This window comes from Pseudoalteromonas sp. 2CM37A (assembly GCF_023161885.1).
Lineage (GTDB): Bacteria > Pseudomonadota > Gammaproteobacteria > Enterobacterales > Alteromonadaceae > Pseudoalteromonas > Pseudoalteromonas atlantica.
This window is the reverse complement of record NZ_JALNTJ010000003.1, coordinates 426,200-441,007: the sequence shown is the minus strand read 5'-3', so window position 1 is coordinate 441,007 and position 14,808 is coordinate 426,200. Positions and strand designations below refer to the sequence as shown.

The window sequence follows — 14,808 nt, the reverse complement described above, 5'->3', positions numbered from 1 at the left end:
TAGTTAACTATGTCTCCTACAGCCGTTACCACGCCAAAGCGTGACTATCGCGGTCGATTTGCACCGTCTCCTTCTGGGCCACTTCATTTTGGCTCACTTGTGGCGGCTGTGGGCAGCTACCTTGATGCTAAAGTAAATCAGGGTAAATGGTTAGTGCGCATAGAAGATATAGACACCACCCGCGTGGTTAAAAATGCCGACACCCATATTCTAAATACCTTACAAGCCTACGGCCTTTACTGGGACGAATCCGTTGTTTATCAAACTCAGCGCCTACCTCTTTATCAAGAGGTAACAAATAAGCTGATCCACCAACAATGTGTATATGGTTGTCGCTGTTCTCGCAAACAAATAAAAGCCATGGGTGGCATTTACCAAGGTCACTGCAAAACGCTTAACTTATCAACAGAGCAAGGCGCACTTCGTCTTAGCCAACAGCACCCAACATGCCATTTTAACGATTTGATTCAAGGCGATATTACTGTAAATAGTGCATTAGCCCATGAAGATTACATAATAAAGCGCAGTGACGGATTATTTGCCTACCAGCTAGTGGTGGTTATTGATGACATTGAGCAAGGTATTAATCGTGTGGTACGTGGCGCCGATTTAATCGAGCCTACAGCACGGCAAATCAGTTTATTTAAACAGCTTAATGCGCCCATTCCCCAATACGCACATTTACCCCTTGCGGTGGCCGAGCCTGGTTTTAAACTCTCTAAACAAAATTATGCGCCCGCTATTAGCACAGACAATCCAAAACCTGCGCTTATTGATGCGTTTGAATTTTTAAACTTACCTGTGCATAGCCAATTGAATGATTTATCTGTAGAGCAATTAATGGCGTGGGCTATTAACGAATTTAGCTTAACAGCGGTGCCAAACATACCCGAAATTCAAATTTCGCAAGGTCAGCATCCAAACAGCACTAAATTTACACATTTAAGCAAATAAAAAACTTAAAAACGGCTTAATTTCAGTCCATCAACTTAATTTTTATACCGCGCTGGTATATGATAGCCGCCTAAATAGAGGCTATTTACAATAAATACAAAGCACCGCACTATAATACCTAATTTATGTGCTTTTTGATTGCGATGACCAGCCAATCATCATTTCTGTAGGAGACAGATTATTATTTCCAAGCTTTTTCAATTTTGCAGGCAAATAATCGGCCCAAATGCCGATGTGCAAAGCACTCAAACAAGTGATGAACCGGTTGTTGTAACACGCGGCGAACATGGTATTTCACGTAAACAATTTAGCCCAAATGCAATCAAAGTACTTTACCGTTTAAAAGACGGTGGTTACGACGCTTACCTTGTAGGTGGTTGTATTCGCGATATATTGTTAGGTCAACAACCAAAAGACTTTGACGTTGTTACCAATGCCACCCCAGAGCAAGTAAAAAAACTATTTAGAAATTGCCGCCTAATTGGCCGTCGTTTTCGCTTAGCACATATTGTTTTTGGTCGCGAAATTATAGAAGTAGCCACCATGCGCGGGCACCACGAAGCGCAAGAAGATAAAAACCAAATTAGCCAATCAAGCGAGCACGGGCAGTTACTGCGCGATAACGTGTTTGGTAGCATTGAAGAAGACGCCGAGCGCCGTGATTTTTCTATCAACGCGCTGTATTACTCTATTAACGATTTTTGTATATACGATTACGCCAATGGCTTAGCGGCGATACAAGCAAAACAAATTGAGTTAATTGGCGACCCAGAAACACGCTACCGCGAAGACCCTGTACGTATGCTACGTGCGGTACGCTTTGCAACTAAGCTTGATATGAGCATAGCGCCAAAAAGCGAAAAGCCAATTACTGCGCTTGCCAGCCTACTTGATAACATACCGCCAGCGCGTTTATTTGAAGAGGTTCTAAAGCTGTTTTTAAACGGTAAAGCCGAAGCTAACTATTTAATGCTACGCCAATACGGCTTGTTTAAGTCGTTATTTCCGGAGCTTGATAAAATTTTAGATAAAAACCCTGACGGCTTAGAAGCGGCGTTTATTCAGCAAATGTTTCAAAACACCGATAAACGCATTAATGCAGATAAAAAAGTAACGCCTGCGTTTATATTTGCTGCTTTAATGTGGTTTCCGCTGCTTGAGCGCACAACTAAAATTAAACAACAAGAACAGCTGTCTTACTTTGATGCCTTTGCTCAAGCCATGAATAAAGTACTGAGCGAAAATGCCCAGCATATAGCAGTACCTAAACGCTTTACCTTAGGCGCACGCGACATTTGGCATATACAGCAACGTTTAGATAAACGTGCCGGCCAACGCGCTTACAGACTTACCCAGCAGCCACGATTTAAAGCCGCTTATGACTTTTTATTATTACGTGTGGATGCCGGTGAGCACCAACATAGTGAGCTTGCCCAGTGGTGGACACAATACTTGAGCCTAGATATTAATGGCCAAAAAGAAATGGTAAAAAACCTAGGGCACCAAGGTGGACCAAAACCACGTAAACGTCCGCGCCGCCGCACCACTAAAAAGCCAGCCGAGTAATTGCATGCAGTGTGTATATTTGGGTTTAGGTGCCAACCTAAACTCACCCAAAGAGCAGCTTGATAACGCCGTTTGTGCGCTTAAAAAGCTGCCTCATTGTGAATTTATAAGTGTATCGCATTACTATGCAAGCAAACCAATGGGCCCACAAGATCAACCCGACTATGTAAATGCCGTAGCGTGTATTAAAACCGCGCTTGAACCTGAGCAATTACTTGATTTAACTCAAGCCATAGAGCTTGAACATGGACGGGTAAGAAAAGCCGAACGTTGGGGGCCGCGTACGCTCGATATAGATACCTTACTGTTTGGTCAGCAAGTGATTAATACCCAGCGCTTAACTGTGCCACATTATGGCCTGTGCGAACGTGAGTTTGTAGTTTACCCTTTACTTGAGCTTGCCCCAGAACTGATTTTACCAAGCGGCATTGCATTAAAAACCATTGCGCAAGACTTACCGCTCAACGACTTACAACAATTACCTCTGTAATTAACCAAGGCTTATGCCTGCGAGGATATTATGTCTAAAATAACCGTTTCTACTTTAAATAAAATGAAAGCAGAAAATAACAAAATCACCGCATTAACCGCTTACGATGCCAGTTTTGCTAAGTTATTTCATGATAACGGTGTGGACGTTATTTTAGTTGGCGACTCTTTGGGCATGGTGCTGCAAGGTGGCGACGATACCCTAGGCGTAACCAATCAAGATATAGCCTATCATACCCGCTGTGTACGCGGTGGCAGCCGTGAGCTTTTTGTAATAGCCGATATGCCCTTTATGAGCTATTCAAACGTTAGCGACACCTGTAAAAATGCAGCAGAGTTAATGCGTGCAGGCGCTAATATGGTAAAACTTGAAGGCGGTGAATGGCTTTACGACAGCATTAAAAGTTTAACGCAGCAAGGTATTCCTGTTTGTGGCCATTTAGGATTAACGCCGCAATCAGTACACGTATTTGGTGGCTTTAAAATTCAAGGCCGCGAAGACGACAAAGCGCAAAAAATGATTGATGATGCAAAAGCCCTAGAAGCCGCAGGTGCCCAATTATTAGTGCTTGAGTGTATCCCAAGTGTTCTCGCTAAACGCATTACCGATGCCGTCACCATTCCTACCATAGGTATTGGCGCAGGTAATGTAACGGATGGCCAAATACTGGTAATGCACGACTTAGTCGGTATTTCGGCAGGATACATTCCTAAATTTTCTAAAAACTTTTTACTGGAAACTGGCAACATGCCAGATGCAGTTAAAAAATATTGTACAGACGTTAAAAGTGGCGCATTTCCAAGCGCCGAACATGAGTTTAAATAATGCAGTCAATTACTGAAATTAAATCATTACGTAGTCAAATTAAAGCTTGGCGCCAAGCAGGTTTAAGCGTGGCTTTAGTGCCAACCATGGGCAACTTGCACCGCGGCCACTTTTCATTGGTTGAAAAGGCAAAAACAATGGCCGATAAGGTGGTTGTGAGTATTTTTGTCAACCCAATGCAGTTTGGTGCCAACGAAGATTTAGATAGCTACCCACGTACATTAAACGAAGACAAACAAGGCTTAGCCGACTTAAATACCGATATTGTGTTTACCCCAAGCGTAGACACCATTTACCCAAATGGGCTTGGTGAGCAAAGCTTTGTAGATGTACCAGGCGTATCTATGGGGTATTGTGGCGGCACGCGCCCAGGACACTTTAGAGGCGTAGCCACGGTAGTGACTAAGTTATTTAATTTAGTACAACCAGATTATGCATGCTTTGGCGAAAAAGACTTTCAGCAGCTGCAAGTGATTAAAACCATGGTACGCGATTTATCAATTCCGGTTGAAATTGTTGGTGTACCGACCATGCGTGAAGTTTCAGGCCTAGCTATGAGCTCGCGAAATGGCTATTTATCTGCAGAGCAAAAAGCCACGGCTACCGCATTATTTAAAACACTAAACAGTTGCGCTGAGCAGCTCAAAGCAGGCAATACCGATTACAAAGCACTTGAGCAAAGCGCACAGCTTAGTTTAGAGCAAGCCGGCTTAAAGCCTGATTATTTTGAGATAGCTCAACGAGATACACTAAAAGCTGCTACACTTGATGATACACAACTTGTTATTTTAGCTGCCGCCTTTTTAGGCAATGTTAGATTAATCGACAACTTACAAGTTGAGATTTAACAAAAGCGCAGTTCAACGTTAAGGATAAGCATGCAAACATTTATTAATACGAGTGCCCTCGCCCTTTCATTTTCATTGTTAGCAGCTTGCCAAAATCAAGTGAAAAACCCTGAGTTAAACCAATGCGCACAACAAAACTATCAGTGCGAAAATAGTTGCGATCAGCAATCGATTGACAAAGGTTTAAAACAGCAAGTGTGCTCTGCCAAATGTGTAGAGAGCTATAATCAGTGTAAAGCACAAGCGCAAAAGCTGACTGATCTGTAATCGCTTTTAGTAAGTTAATCTGTTTTACGCTTTAAAGTTTTACACACAAAAAAACCGCTCATTGAGCGGTTTTTTATTGGTTGGGTTTAAATTATAAACCTAACTTTTTAAGCTCTGCTTCTACTAACTTAGCAGATAGTGGTACGTAACCATCTTTTTCAACGATTTTTTGACCGTCTTTAGAAAGTACCATTTTTAAGAACTCAGCTTCAATTGGTGAAAGCGGCTTATTAGGGTGCTTGTTCACGTAAACGTATAAGAAACGAGAAAGTGGGTATTTACCTTTAGCAACATTATCAAGCGTTGCATCTACGTAGTTAGTGCCTTTTTTAGATAAAGGAACCGTACGTACACCCGACGTTTTGTAACCAATGCCTGAGTAACCAATCGCGTTTAATGAAGATGAGATTGACTGTACAACAGAGGCTGAACCTGGTTGCTCATTTACGTTGTTACGGAAGTCACCTTTACACAGTGCTTTCTTTTTAAAGTAACCGTAAGTACCTGATACAGAGTTACGTCCGTATAATTGAATGTCTTTTGCAGCCCAGTCGCCTGTTAGGCCAACATCGCTCCAGCGGTTAACTTGCTCAGACGCACCACATTTACGAGTAGATGAAAAAATAGCATCTACTTGGTCAATACGTAAGCCTTCAATTGGGTTATCTTTGTGTACAAATACCGCTAATGCATCAATCGCTACACGCACTTCTGTAGGCTTGTAACCGTAGCGTTTTTCGAACGCTTCGATTTCTTTTGATTTCATTTTACGGCTCATAGGACCCATGTTAGAGGTGCCTTCGGTAAGCGCTGGTGGAGCAGTAGACGAACCTGCCGCTTGAATTTGAATATTTACATTTGGGTAAATACGTTTGTACTCTTCAGCCCAAAAAGTCATCATGTTAGCTAAAGTATCAGAGCCTACAGATGAAAAGTTACCTGAAACGCCGTTAATTTTTTGATATTCAGGAATTGCGTCGTCAAGAGCAACAGCCTGTGCAGATACTAATGTTGTAACAGCCACACCCATTGCGGCAACTAAGTTTTTAAATTTCATGCGGGGTTCTCCGATTTGTTCGTCCCATTTCCTAACTGCCGTCTACTGTAAAGTGAGTAGATGACAGTTACATTACTCTTAAATGACACTTTTATGACTTTGTTTTTTATTGCCTTTAACTTGCTAAGTTAACAAGCTTATCCTTTGAAAAGTCGAAAGAAAAACACGAGCCTTTACCAAGCTCACTGCTTATATTTAATTTACTATCGTGGCGTGTAAGCACATGTTTAGTAATTGCTAAGCCTAAACCTGAGCCACCGGTTGTGCGACTCCTTGCTTTATCTACGCGGTAAAAGCGCTCAGTTAAACGATTTATATGCTCTGGTGCAATACCATCGCCATTATCATTTACGCTAAAGTGCGCAAGCCCCTCTTTACGCTGCCAGGTAACAACAATTTTTCCGCCCGCTTTAGTGTAATGTATAGCGTTAAACACTAAATTAGAAAATGCACTGCGTAGCTCATCTTCAGAGCCTTTAATATCAAGCTCATTATCTATATCAAAAATAAGCTCATGGCCTTTGTCTTGGTTTATAGACTGCGCTTCGGTTTTAATGTAGTTGAGCATTTGCGGCACATTTATGGCTTTGTCGTTGTCTTGCCTGCGCGCCCCTTCAATACGCGAAAGAGATAAAAGCTGATTAACTAAGCTGTCCATACGCTTACATTGCTCAAGCATGGTATTTTGCGCTTTATTCCACATTGCAGGCGGTGGCATCATATCGCCATCCATCATTTCAAGGTAGCCAGTAACAACCGTAAGCGGCGTACGCAGCTCATGCGATACATTGGCAACAAAGTCTTTGCGCATTTGCTCTAGCTGCTTTAAGCGTGTTACATCACGTACTACCACCATAAGCTGCGTGTTGGCATACGGCATTACCCTAAATTCAAGCACTTGGTCAACAATATGCCCGTTATCAAGCTCTAATGGCTCTTCAAATTCACCGCGCAGCATGTACTTGGCAAATTTAGGCTCGCGTATTAGGTTATCTAGGCGCTGGCCATGATCGGTCGGCCATTGTAGCCCCAATACTTTAAGTGCAAGTTGGTTACACCAAACAATGCTTAAATCACTTTGCAACACCACTACAGCATCGGGTACGGCTTCAGCTCCATCGCGAAAGCGACGAATTAAATCGGCCAGTTCATTGCGTTTTTTACGATTACGATGCTGTAAATGATAAATGCCTTCAAATACTTGTTCCCACGCCCCCTCGCCCTCTGGTGGGTTAAAGCTACGTTGATTTAAAAGCCAATCGCTTAAGCGATAAAGTTGATGATAATGCCAAACTAAAAGAGAAGAAGTGCCTAAAAATAAAAGCAAAAAAGGTGCACCAATAAGCACACCAACTAATAACAGGGGTAAAAAATAGATAAACAGACGTTTTACTAACGCCTGTTTATTAATAACTCGATACATACACTCACTTTACCTTTGAGTAGTAATTTATGCGTACTCACACCCTAGCTGCGGTACCTTATAATTTACTAGAAAAACGATAACCTGCACCACGTACTGTTTGTACTAAGCGATCATGCCCCAGTGGTGCAATCGCTTTGCGTAAACGACGTATGTGCACATCAACTGTACGGTCTTCTACGTACACATTAGTTCCCCAAACATGGTCAAGCAGTTGCTCACGGCTATAAACACGCTCTGGGTGAGTCATAAAAAAATGTAATAATCTAAATTCGGTTGGGCCCATATCAAGCTCGCTTCCCTCAGAGGTAACGCGGTGCGATATTGGGTCTAAACGCAAGCCATGTACTTCTATGGCTTCTTCTAATGAGGTAGGCGATACACGGCGAATAACCGCTTTAATACGAGCCATTAACTCTTTAGGAGAAAAAGGTTTAGTGACGTAGTCATCTGCCCCCACTTCTAGGCCGCGTACTTTGTCTTCTTCTTCGCCGCGGGCTGTAAGCATAATGATTGGAATTTGGCGTGTGTATTCACTTTGCTTAAATTGCTTAGCAATTTGAATACCGCTACCGCCTGGTAACATCCAATCGAGTAAAACCATATCTGGGTATGGTTCAACCATAGCTGCAATTGCAGAATCGTAATCTTCTGCTTCAATTGCTTGAAATCCATTTTGCTCTAAAACAAAAACTAACATCTCTCTGATAGGAGCTTCATCATCTACGACTAGTACTTTACGTGACATTCCAAATTATCTCTTACGCTATCGAATTAGTTTTCATTATTATGACTAAGTATGACATTTTTATGAAAGTGTAACGTGTAAATTAAAATCCTGGTAAAAAAAACACAAAATAGTGACAAAAAACCTCATTAACGTCATATTTTTAAAACTATTTTGCAAATTACGGTTAATCAAAACATATTTACAAAAAGATGACAGTTTTATTTCTGAGTAGATATTCATGGCGGGATCATTACTTTACTAACACAGTAAAAAAACCAGATACGAAACTGAGTTTGCACTGGAAGATGTGATTACGTGGTTAAAAATAGATCTGTTTTTTACTAAGCAGCCTATAAAAAGATCAGATTTTTACTAAGCCGATCGGGTTTGGGATCACGGTTATACTTAGTCAAACAACTAAGCATCTGATCTATTGTACAAATAAAAAACGATCTGATTGATTGAGCGCCTAACGTGGCGTAAATTTATGCGCTAGTTGGTAAATAAATGATCCGAATGCGGGGCGGTTAGTAAATCAGTGATCCCATTTTATTAAGTTGGTACAACAGTGATCCCAGTGCTTTGCGGTATAAAAAAACCAGCTGGATTACGCCAGCTGGTTTTTATAACGCTATTTATTAATCAAAGATCATTATTTAATTTGTGGGTCTAACTCACCACTTAAATATTTAAGGTGCATGTCATCAAGTGAAATTGGCTTAATTTTACCTGCTTGACCAGCTGTACCAAACGCGTTGTAACGCGCAACACAAATCTCTGTCATTGCTTTAGTTGCTTCTGCTAGGTATTTACGCGGATCGAAGTTAGATGGGTTAAGCGCCATATGACGGCGAATAGCACCGGTAGAAGCCAGGCGTAAATCGGTATCAATATTTACTTTACGTACACCGTATTTGATCCCTTCTACAATTTGCTCAACAGGTACGCCGTACGTTTCAGGAATTTCGCCACCGTATTGATTTATGATCTCTAACCACTCTTGTGGTACAGACGACGATCCGTGCATTACTAAGTGCGTGTTTGGGATACGTGCGTGAATTTCTTTAATACGATCAATTGCTAAAATGTCATCTGTGGGTGGGCGCGTAAATTTGTACGCACCGTGCGATGTTCCACAAGCAATTGCCAAGGCATCAACATGGGTTTTATTTACAAAATCAGCGGCTTCTTCTGGGTCGGTAAGCATTTGATCGGTAGTTAGTTTACCTTCTGCGCCTACACCATCTTCTTCGCCCGCTTCACCGGTTTCAAGTGAGCCAAGTACACCTAGCTCGCCCTCTACCGATACGCCACAAGCATGTGCCATAGCCACGGTTTCGCGTGTTACTTCTACATTATATTCGTAGCTTGATGGGGTTTTTCCGTCAGTCATTAATGAGCCATCCATCATAACTGATGAAAAGCCAAGTTGAATTGAGCGTTGGCAAACACCGGGTGAGGTACCGTGATCTTGGTGCATTACTACTGGAATGTGCGGCCATTCTTCAACGGCTGCTAAAATCATGTGGCGGATAAATGGAGCACCAGCATAAGCACGTGCGCCTGCTGATCCTTGAACAATTACTGGGCTGTTTGTTTTATCAGCCGCTTCCATTATTGCGCGCATTTGCTCTTGGTTATTCACGTTAAAGGCCGGAACGCCGTAACCGTGTTCAGCTGCATGATCTAAAAGTTGTCGCATACTGATTAAAGCCATTGGGTATTCTCCAATTTATCGACAGCAGTCTCCTGCCATCTAGTTTGAACGGATATGTTAGTTTGACGCAATCACTGCGCCACAAAATAAAGCAATTTACACTGCTTAGTTTTGTCTTAATTAACTATTAAATAAGGGTGAGAGGTATTTAATAATTAATCGTTGGTGAGGGTTTCCCCTCACCTAATGCGGCTAAAAATTTATTATTTAGCGCGCGACTCTAGCATTTCTACTGCTGGAAGTTTTTTGCCTTCTAAAAACTCTAAGAACGCACCACCACCGGTAGAAATGTAAGATACTTTATCGGCAATGCCGTATTTATCAATTGCCGCTAAAGTGTCACCACCGCCTGCAATCGAAAACGCATTAGAGTTAGCAATTGCCTGGGCAATAGCACGTGTACCATTACCAAACTGATCAAACTCAAATACGCCAACTGGGCCATTCCATACAACAGTACCGGCGTTTGCAATAATTTTTGCAAGCTGGCTGGCTGTATCAGGGCCAATATCAAAAATCATGTCATCGCTTGTTACTTCGCTTACATCTTTAAGCGTAGCGACTGCAGAGTCTGAAAATTCATTACCTACCACAACATCAGTCGGTACCGGAATTTCACCATCGTTTGCTTTAGCTGCTGCACATAAACGATTTGCTTCATCCATTAAATCAGCTTCATAAAGTGATTTACCAACCGGATGACCCGCAGCTGCAATAAAGGTATTAGCAATACCGCCACCTGTTACAAGCTGATCTACAATCGTTGAAAGCGAGTCTAAAACAGTTAATTTAGTTGATACTTTAGAACCACCTACAATTGCCACTAATGGGCGTGCTGGGTTATCTAGTGCTTTACCTAGTGCTTCAAGTTCTGCTGATAATAACGGGCCAGCACAGGCAACATCTGCAAATAAGCCAACGCCATGAGTAGACGCTTGTGCGCGGTGAGCGGTGCCAAATGCATCCATTACATACACATCACACAGGGCAGCAAGTTGTTTTGATAAGGCTTCGTCGTTTTTCTTCTCGCCTTTATTAAATCGTACGTTTTCAAATACAACTACTTCGTTATCGGCAACTTCAACGCCGTTTAAGTAATCTTTTTCAAGGCGGACATTTTGCTCAAGTGCGTCGTTTAGGTAATCGGCTACAGGGGCAAGTGAAAATTCGTCATCGTACTCGCCTTCCGTAGGGCGGCCAAGGTGCGACATAACCATTACTTTAGCGCCTTTTTCAAGAGCTAGCTTAATAGTAGGTAGTGCAGCACGAATACGTGCATCTGAGGTCACTTTACCTGCTTTAACTGGTACATTTAAATCTTCACGAATTAATACGCGCTTGCCGTTTAAATCTAAATCTGCCATTTTTATGACCGACATAACATCTCCTTAGTTAACGATACTTGAACCTGAAAAATAAATTTTAAAATTATTATAAAATGCTTACTTAGCCATCATCGCACGTGCTGTATCTAGCATGCGATTGGCAAAACCCCATTCGTTATCACACCAAACAAGTAACTTTATCAGGCGTTTGTGACTAACACGTGTCTGCGTGCCATCAATAATACAAGAATGTGGGTCGTGATTAAAATCAACCGATACCAATGGCTCTTCGGTGTAACTTAATATACCTTCTAAGCGGTCTTTTGCTTGGGCTTTAAGTGCCGTATTTACCGCCTTTAAATCTACATCGGCATTTACTGTAACACTTAAATCCATTGCCGTTACGTTAATTGTCGGCACGCGAACCGCAATGGCTTCAAAGCGCCCTTCAAATTTGGGTAAAATGCGGTCTATTCCTCGTGCTAATTTTGTATCAACCGGAATAATAGACTGACTCGCAGCGCGGGTACGACGTAAATCATGATGGTACGCATCAATCACTTGTTGATCGTTCATCGACGCGTGAATAGTGGTAATAGCACCCGATTCAATGCCAAACGCATCATCTAGCACTTTAATAACAGGCACCACACAATTTGTAGTACACGAGCCGTTAGATACAATAGTGTGCTCGCGTTTGAGCTCATCATCGTTAATGCCATACACAATGGTGGCATCTACATCGTTATCAGCTGGGTGCGAAAACAACACCTTTTTAGCACCCGCAGTAATGTGTAATTGTGCATGCTCGCGCGAGTGATAAACACCGGTACATTCAAGTACTACATCTACATCAAGGGTTTGCCAAGGTAATTCTACTGGGTTTTCTTCACAAAATAGTGCAATGGTATCGCCTGCAACGCTAATGGTGTCTTCACCAAGTTTTACAGGAAAAGAAAAACGACCGTGGGACGTGTCGTATTTTAATAAATGAGCAATAGCTTCAGGGTCAGCAAGTTCGTTAATCGCAACAATTTTTATCTCGTTGCTCAAACCTGACTCGTACAACGCGCGGACAATATTTCGACCAATACGACCAAAACCATTAATTGCAAGTTTGATTGCCATGAAATATAAAATCCACTCTCTTTACGTGCAGACAAAGGCATCGATGCCTTTTAGATGGCTGTATTGTAATCGACCTTGAACATTATTATAAGAGGGAGCGATTAGAAACTTTAAATTAACCCAAAAGTAGCTAATTTACTTGGCTAATTTTGGGCATAAAGCGAGCTTGCGTTATTGCTTACTGTAGTGCTTTTAAAGCATTAATTATATCTTGAGGCTCTGAGCGGGTGCGGTAATCAACATCGACATAGCGCCACATCACTTTACCTTCGCTATCTAAAACAAACGTGGCAGGGATAGGTAAAATACTGCCATTGCCGTTATTAAGCGACTCTAAATCAAGGCCGCGGTCTTCACGCATATGCTCTAATAAAAATGCAGGTACTTGCCACGCTACGCCATAGCTTGCTGCTACATCTGCATTTTGGTCACTCAGCACAACAAAATCCATATTACGTATGTCGTTTTCGCTCATTGAGCCATCGGGCGCTTGCGGGCTAATAGCCACCAGCTGTGCGCCTAATGCGTGAATTTCAGCTAGGCGTGACTGCAACGCTTTTAGCTGTAAATTACAATAAGGGCACCAACTACCACGATAAAAAGCTATAACCACAGGCCCTTTGCAAGTAGCTCATCTAATAAAACTTGCTCACCGTGCTGGTTCGGCAGTTCAAAGCGTGGGGCATTTTGATCTAAATTAAGTGCATTTGCCCCTTCTTGAAACGCTTTTGCCTGAGCAATGGTTTCATCAACGCCTTTCATAAAATCAGGATTACCTTTTCGCCCTGCTGCTATTTTTGCTTCGGTTTGTGCTTTTAATGTGTTGCTTTCATCGCTCATAGTATTGCTACCTTCAAATTAATCAAAAACATAAAACTAGCTTACAGTACGAACATGTATTTGAAATGAAATTATTAATTTAATCAGTTATCTCTAAATCAAACACCACGTTTATGGATGATTTAAAGCTTATTGTTGCCTGTAAATCGTTACTAAGTATTTGAGGAAAAGAGTTATTATCATACTGCGCCCTGTGCATCTTGGTTATAGCTGTACTAAAACCACTGTCATAGTTGTTTTTAGTTGAGCGAATAGTGCGTACTTCACCTACTTTTGCATTGAATGAATCAGCAAGTAAATCCGCTTTTATTTTTGCATCTTCAATTGCTAACTGTGTGGCTTGCGCTTGTAATTGCTCAAATTTTGAAGATAAAAACGCAATATTTTGAATCGCATTTACTTCTTGGTTCAATAAAAAATCGGTTAAATCGCTCACACGCTCAATACTGTTTAGCGTTACTTCAAACGTTCTTATCGCTGCGTATTCGCTAAGTGCCTGATGCCCTGTTTCAATATAATCCATTCCTGTTTTTTCAATTTTAACGTTTGAGGCAACTACGTCATCGGCGCTTATTTCAAATTGATTGAGCCCATCTATTAATAACTTCACTTTATTCTCAAGCGCGTTATTGGCGGCATTCGGCTCATTTTTAACACTATTCACCTTAAATAGTATTTTAGCCATGTCTGGCTCAACTAATACCTCAGCAGTGCCTTGCACTGAGATATGACGATTGGCAGGTAAGCTCGAATTAGCACAAGCGATCACAGGGAATAAGGTTAGAAGAATAGTGGTAATGAGTCTCATAATTTGTCCTGAATAAGTGCCATGCTTGGTTATGCGTCCATACTAATAAATAGCAGCCAATCGTGTTTCAGCGAATGTTTAATTACTGTGTGCTTGATGCAGCTTTTGACTTTGGCTTAATCGTTTTTTCTTGGTGTAGATTAGGTATCAAAGCTGAAATATTTTCTTGTGAAATAATAAGTAACTCATCTTGTTTATTATCATAAACAAATAAATTCCGCATTGTTGAGGCTACTATTTGAACATTTTGAAGTTGAGTTACTTTACTCTGAGCAATTGGATAATTTAATGACAAGTGATAATTCATTGTTCTTTCATTTATTATATCTTTACTGTGTGAATGCGCCAACATAGTAGGGTATGTAGATATTATAAGTGCTAAAAATAACATTAATGAGTAACTAGGTTTTAATAAATAGAACGGGTAACCAAAGCCATAATAAAGTTTTTTTAACACGGTTGTTTTACTAGGATCTGGCATGTGTCCTGAGCGCCAATTTAAATAAATAGCTGTTAAAACGATGATCGTAGTATAAAGAGTAATAAGTAAAAAATTTGAAATCAGTGCCAGTAAAAAGTCACTTATTTCAATGAAATTGAATATATCAACCGAGAAGTTATTAAGTAAAACGTAAAGATACACAACGCCTGATAAACTACCCAGTAAGTAAAGAATAGTAAGAAACACACCAAAATTATTGTGAATGTACTTTTTAACTGCTTTAAGGTCATTGTTTAACTGGTTGTAATACTTACTGGCGGCTTCAATTACCATAATAAATCCTTTTAAAATTCTTATCTTAACAAAATAATTAGTAAATGCTGTAGCT

Annotated in this window: 14 protein-coding genes and 1 pseudogene; 6 read left to right on the top strand and 9 right to left on the bottom strand. The window is 41.1% G+C overall.

Annotated elements, in window-relative coordinates; genetic code table 11:
• Positions 1–9: 9 nt before the first annotated feature.
• The 6 genes from gluQRS to MTF68_RS09325 all read left to right on the top strand — a co-directional run bounded on the left by gluQRS (position 10) and on the right by MTF68_RS09325 (position 4,950).
• The gene (gene gluQRS, locus MTF68_RS09350; protein WP_024033189.1) at positions 10–954 is read left to right on the top strand and encodes a tRNA glutamyl-Q(34) synthetase GluQRS; all 945 of its coding nucleotides are present in this window, start codon (positions 10–12) and stop codon (positions 952–954) included.
• Between the two features lie 234 nt (positions 955–1,188).
• Positions 1,189–2,520 carry a polynucleotide adenylyltransferase PcnB gene (pcnB, locus tag MTF68_RS09345; RefSeq protein ID WP_248462305.1) on the top strand — a complete coding sequence of 444 codons (1,332 nt, stop codon included), beginning with the start codon at positions 1,189–1,191 and terminating at the stop codon, positions 2,518–2,520.
• Positions 2,521–2,524: 4 nt separating this feature from the next.
• Positions 2,525–3,010: a 2-amino-4-hydroxy-6-hydroxymethyldihydropteridine diphosphokinase gene (gene folK, locus MTF68_RS09340; protein WP_029773910.1), complete on the top strand. Its 486-nt coding sequence runs from the start codon at positions 2,525–2,527 to the stop codon at positions 3,008–3,010.
• 30 nt (positions 3,011–3,040) lie between these two features.
• Positions 3,041–3,835 (top strand): 3-methyl-2-oxobutanoate hydroxymethyltransferase, encoded by a 795-nt coding sequence (gene panB, locus MTF68_RS09335; protein WP_004586088.1) that lies wholly within the window; start codon positions 3,041–3,043, stop codon positions 3,833–3,835.
• On the top strand, positions 3,835–4,683 hold the full coding sequence (gene panC, locus MTF68_RS09330) for a pantoate--beta-alanine ligase (protein WP_004586087.1): 849 nt from the start codon (positions 3,835–3,837) through the stop codon (positions 4,681–4,683). Before panB ends, panC begins: the two co-directional genes overlap by 1 nt.
• Before the next feature lie 30 nt (positions 4,684–4,713).
• Positions 4,714–4,950 (top strand): hypothetical protein, encoded by a 237-nt coding sequence (locus MTF68_RS09325; protein WP_248462304.1) that lies wholly within the window; start codon positions 4,714–4,716, stop codon positions 4,948–4,950.
• Between the two features lie 91 nt (positions 4,951–5,041).
• On the opposite strand, the gene MTF68_RS09320 is transcribed toward MTF68_RS09325, so the two are convergent.
• From MTF68_RS09320 to MTF68_RS09280, 9 genes and pseudogenes are all read right to left on the bottom strand, one after another.
• Positions 5,042–6,007, bottom strand: coding sequence for a phosphate ABC transporter substrate-binding protein PstS family protein (locus tag MTF68_RS09320; RefSeq protein WP_004586085.1), 966 nt, complete (start codon positions 6,005–6,007; stop codon positions 5,042–5,044).
• Positions 6,008–6,122: 115 nt separating this feature from the next.
• Positions 6,123–7,430, bottom strand: coding sequence for a phosphate regulon sensor histidine kinase PhoR (phoR, locus tag MTF68_RS09315; RefSeq protein ID WP_004586084.1), 1,308 nt, complete (start codon positions 7,428–7,430; stop codon positions 6,123–6,125).
• Between the two features lie 58 nt (positions 7,431–7,488).
• On the bottom strand, positions 7,489–8,178 hold the full coding sequence (gene phoB / locus MTF68_RS09310) for a phosphate regulon transcriptional regulator PhoB (RefSeq protein WP_004586083.1): 690 nt from the start codon (positions 8,176–8,178) through the stop codon (positions 7,489–7,491).
• Between the two features lie 634 nt (positions 8,179–8,812).
• Positions 8,813–9,877 carry a class II fructose-bisphosphate aldolase gene (fba, locus tag MTF68_RS09305; protein ID WP_004586082.1) on the bottom strand — a complete coding sequence of 355 codons (1,065 nt, stop codon included), beginning with the start codon at positions 9,875–9,877 and terminating at the stop codon, positions 8,813–8,815.
• Positions 9,878–10,080: 203 nt separating this feature from the next.
• Positions 10,081–11,256: a phosphoglycerate kinase gene (locus MTF68_RS09300; RefSeq protein WP_004586081.1), complete on the bottom strand. Its 1,176-nt coding sequence runs from the start codon at positions 11,254–11,256 to the stop codon at positions 10,081–10,083.
• Positions 11,257–11,319: 63 nt separating this feature from the next.
• On the bottom strand, positions 11,320–12,330 hold the full coding sequence (gene epd / locus MTF68_RS09295; protein ID WP_248462303.1) for an erythrose-4-phosphate dehydrogenase: 1,011 nt from the start codon (positions 12,328–12,330) through the stop codon (positions 11,320–11,322).
• Positions 12,331–12,508: 178 nt separating this feature from the next.
• Positions 12,509–13,170: pseudogene (locus tag MTF68_RS09290) on the bottom strand (peroxiredoxin-like family protein).
• 79 nt (positions 13,171–13,249) lie between these two features.
• Positions 13,250–13,978, bottom strand: coding sequence for an SIMPL domain-containing protein (locus MTF68_RS09285; protein WP_055252796.1), 729 nt, complete (start codon positions 13,976–13,978; stop codon positions 13,250–13,252).
• Between the two features lie 82 nt (positions 13,979–14,060).
• The gene (locus tag MTF68_RS09280) at positions 14,061–14,753 is read right to left on the bottom strand and encodes a hypothetical protein (protein ID WP_029773917.1); all 693 of its coding nucleotides are present in this window, start codon (positions 14,751–14,753) and stop codon (positions 14,061–14,063) included.
• Positions 14,754–14,808: the final 55 nt, after the last annotated feature.

What these genes read in the sequence shown, in the direction of transcription:
- panB (WP_004586088.1), top strand. Translation starts at nt 3,041, where the DNA reads ATGTCTAAAATAACCGTTTCTACTTTAAATAAAATGAAAGCAGAAAAT.
- folK (WP_029773910.1), top strand. Translation starts at nt 2,525, where the DNA reads ATGCAGTGTGTATATTTGGGTTTAGGTGCCAACCTAAACTCACCCAAA.
- gluQRS (WP_024033189.1), top strand. Translation starts at nt 10, where the DNA reads ATGTCTCCTACAGCCGTTACCACGCCAAAGCGTGACTATCGCGGTCGA.
- phoR (WP_004586084.1), bottom strand. Translation starts at nt 7,430, where the DNA reads ATGTATCGAGTTATTAATAAACAGGCGTTAGTAAAACGTCTGTTTATC.
- MTF68_RS09300 (WP_004586081.1), bottom strand. Translation starts at nt 11,256, where the DNA reads ATGTCGGTCATAAAAATGGCAGATTTAGATTTAAACGGCAAGCGCGTA.
- MTF68_RS09320 (WP_004586085.1), bottom strand. Translation starts at nt 6,007, where the DNA reads ATGAAATTTAAAAACTTAGTTGCCGCAATGGGTGTGGCTGTTACAACA.
- fba (WP_004586082.1), bottom strand. Translation starts at nt 9,877, where the DNA reads ATGGCTTTAATCAGTATGCGACAACTTTTAGATCATGCAGCTGAACAC.
- MTF68_RS09325 (WP_248462304.1), top strand. Translation starts at nt 4,714, where the DNA reads ATGCAAACATTTATTAATACGAGTGCCCTCGCCCTTTCATTTTCATTG.
- MTF68_RS09280 (WP_029773917.1), bottom strand. Translation starts at nt 14,753, where the DNA reads ATGGTAATTGAAGCCGCCAGTAAGTATTACAACCAGTTAAACAATGAC.
- MTF68_RS09285 (WP_055252796.1), bottom strand. Translation starts at nt 13,978, where the DNA reads ATGAGACTCATTACCACTATTCTTCTAACCTTATTCCCTGTGATCGCT.
- phoB (WP_004586083.1), bottom strand. Translation starts at nt 8,178, where the DNA reads ATGTCACGTAAAGTACTAGTCGTAGATGATGAAGCTCCTATCAGAGAG.
- panC (WP_004586087.1), top strand. Translation starts at nt 3,835, where the DNA reads ATGCAGTCAATTACTGAAATTAAATCATTACGTAGTCAAATTAAAGCT.
- epd (WP_248462303.1), bottom strand. Translation starts at nt 12,330, where the DNA reads ATGGCAATCAAACTTGCAATTAATGGTTTTGGTCGTATTGGTCGAAAT.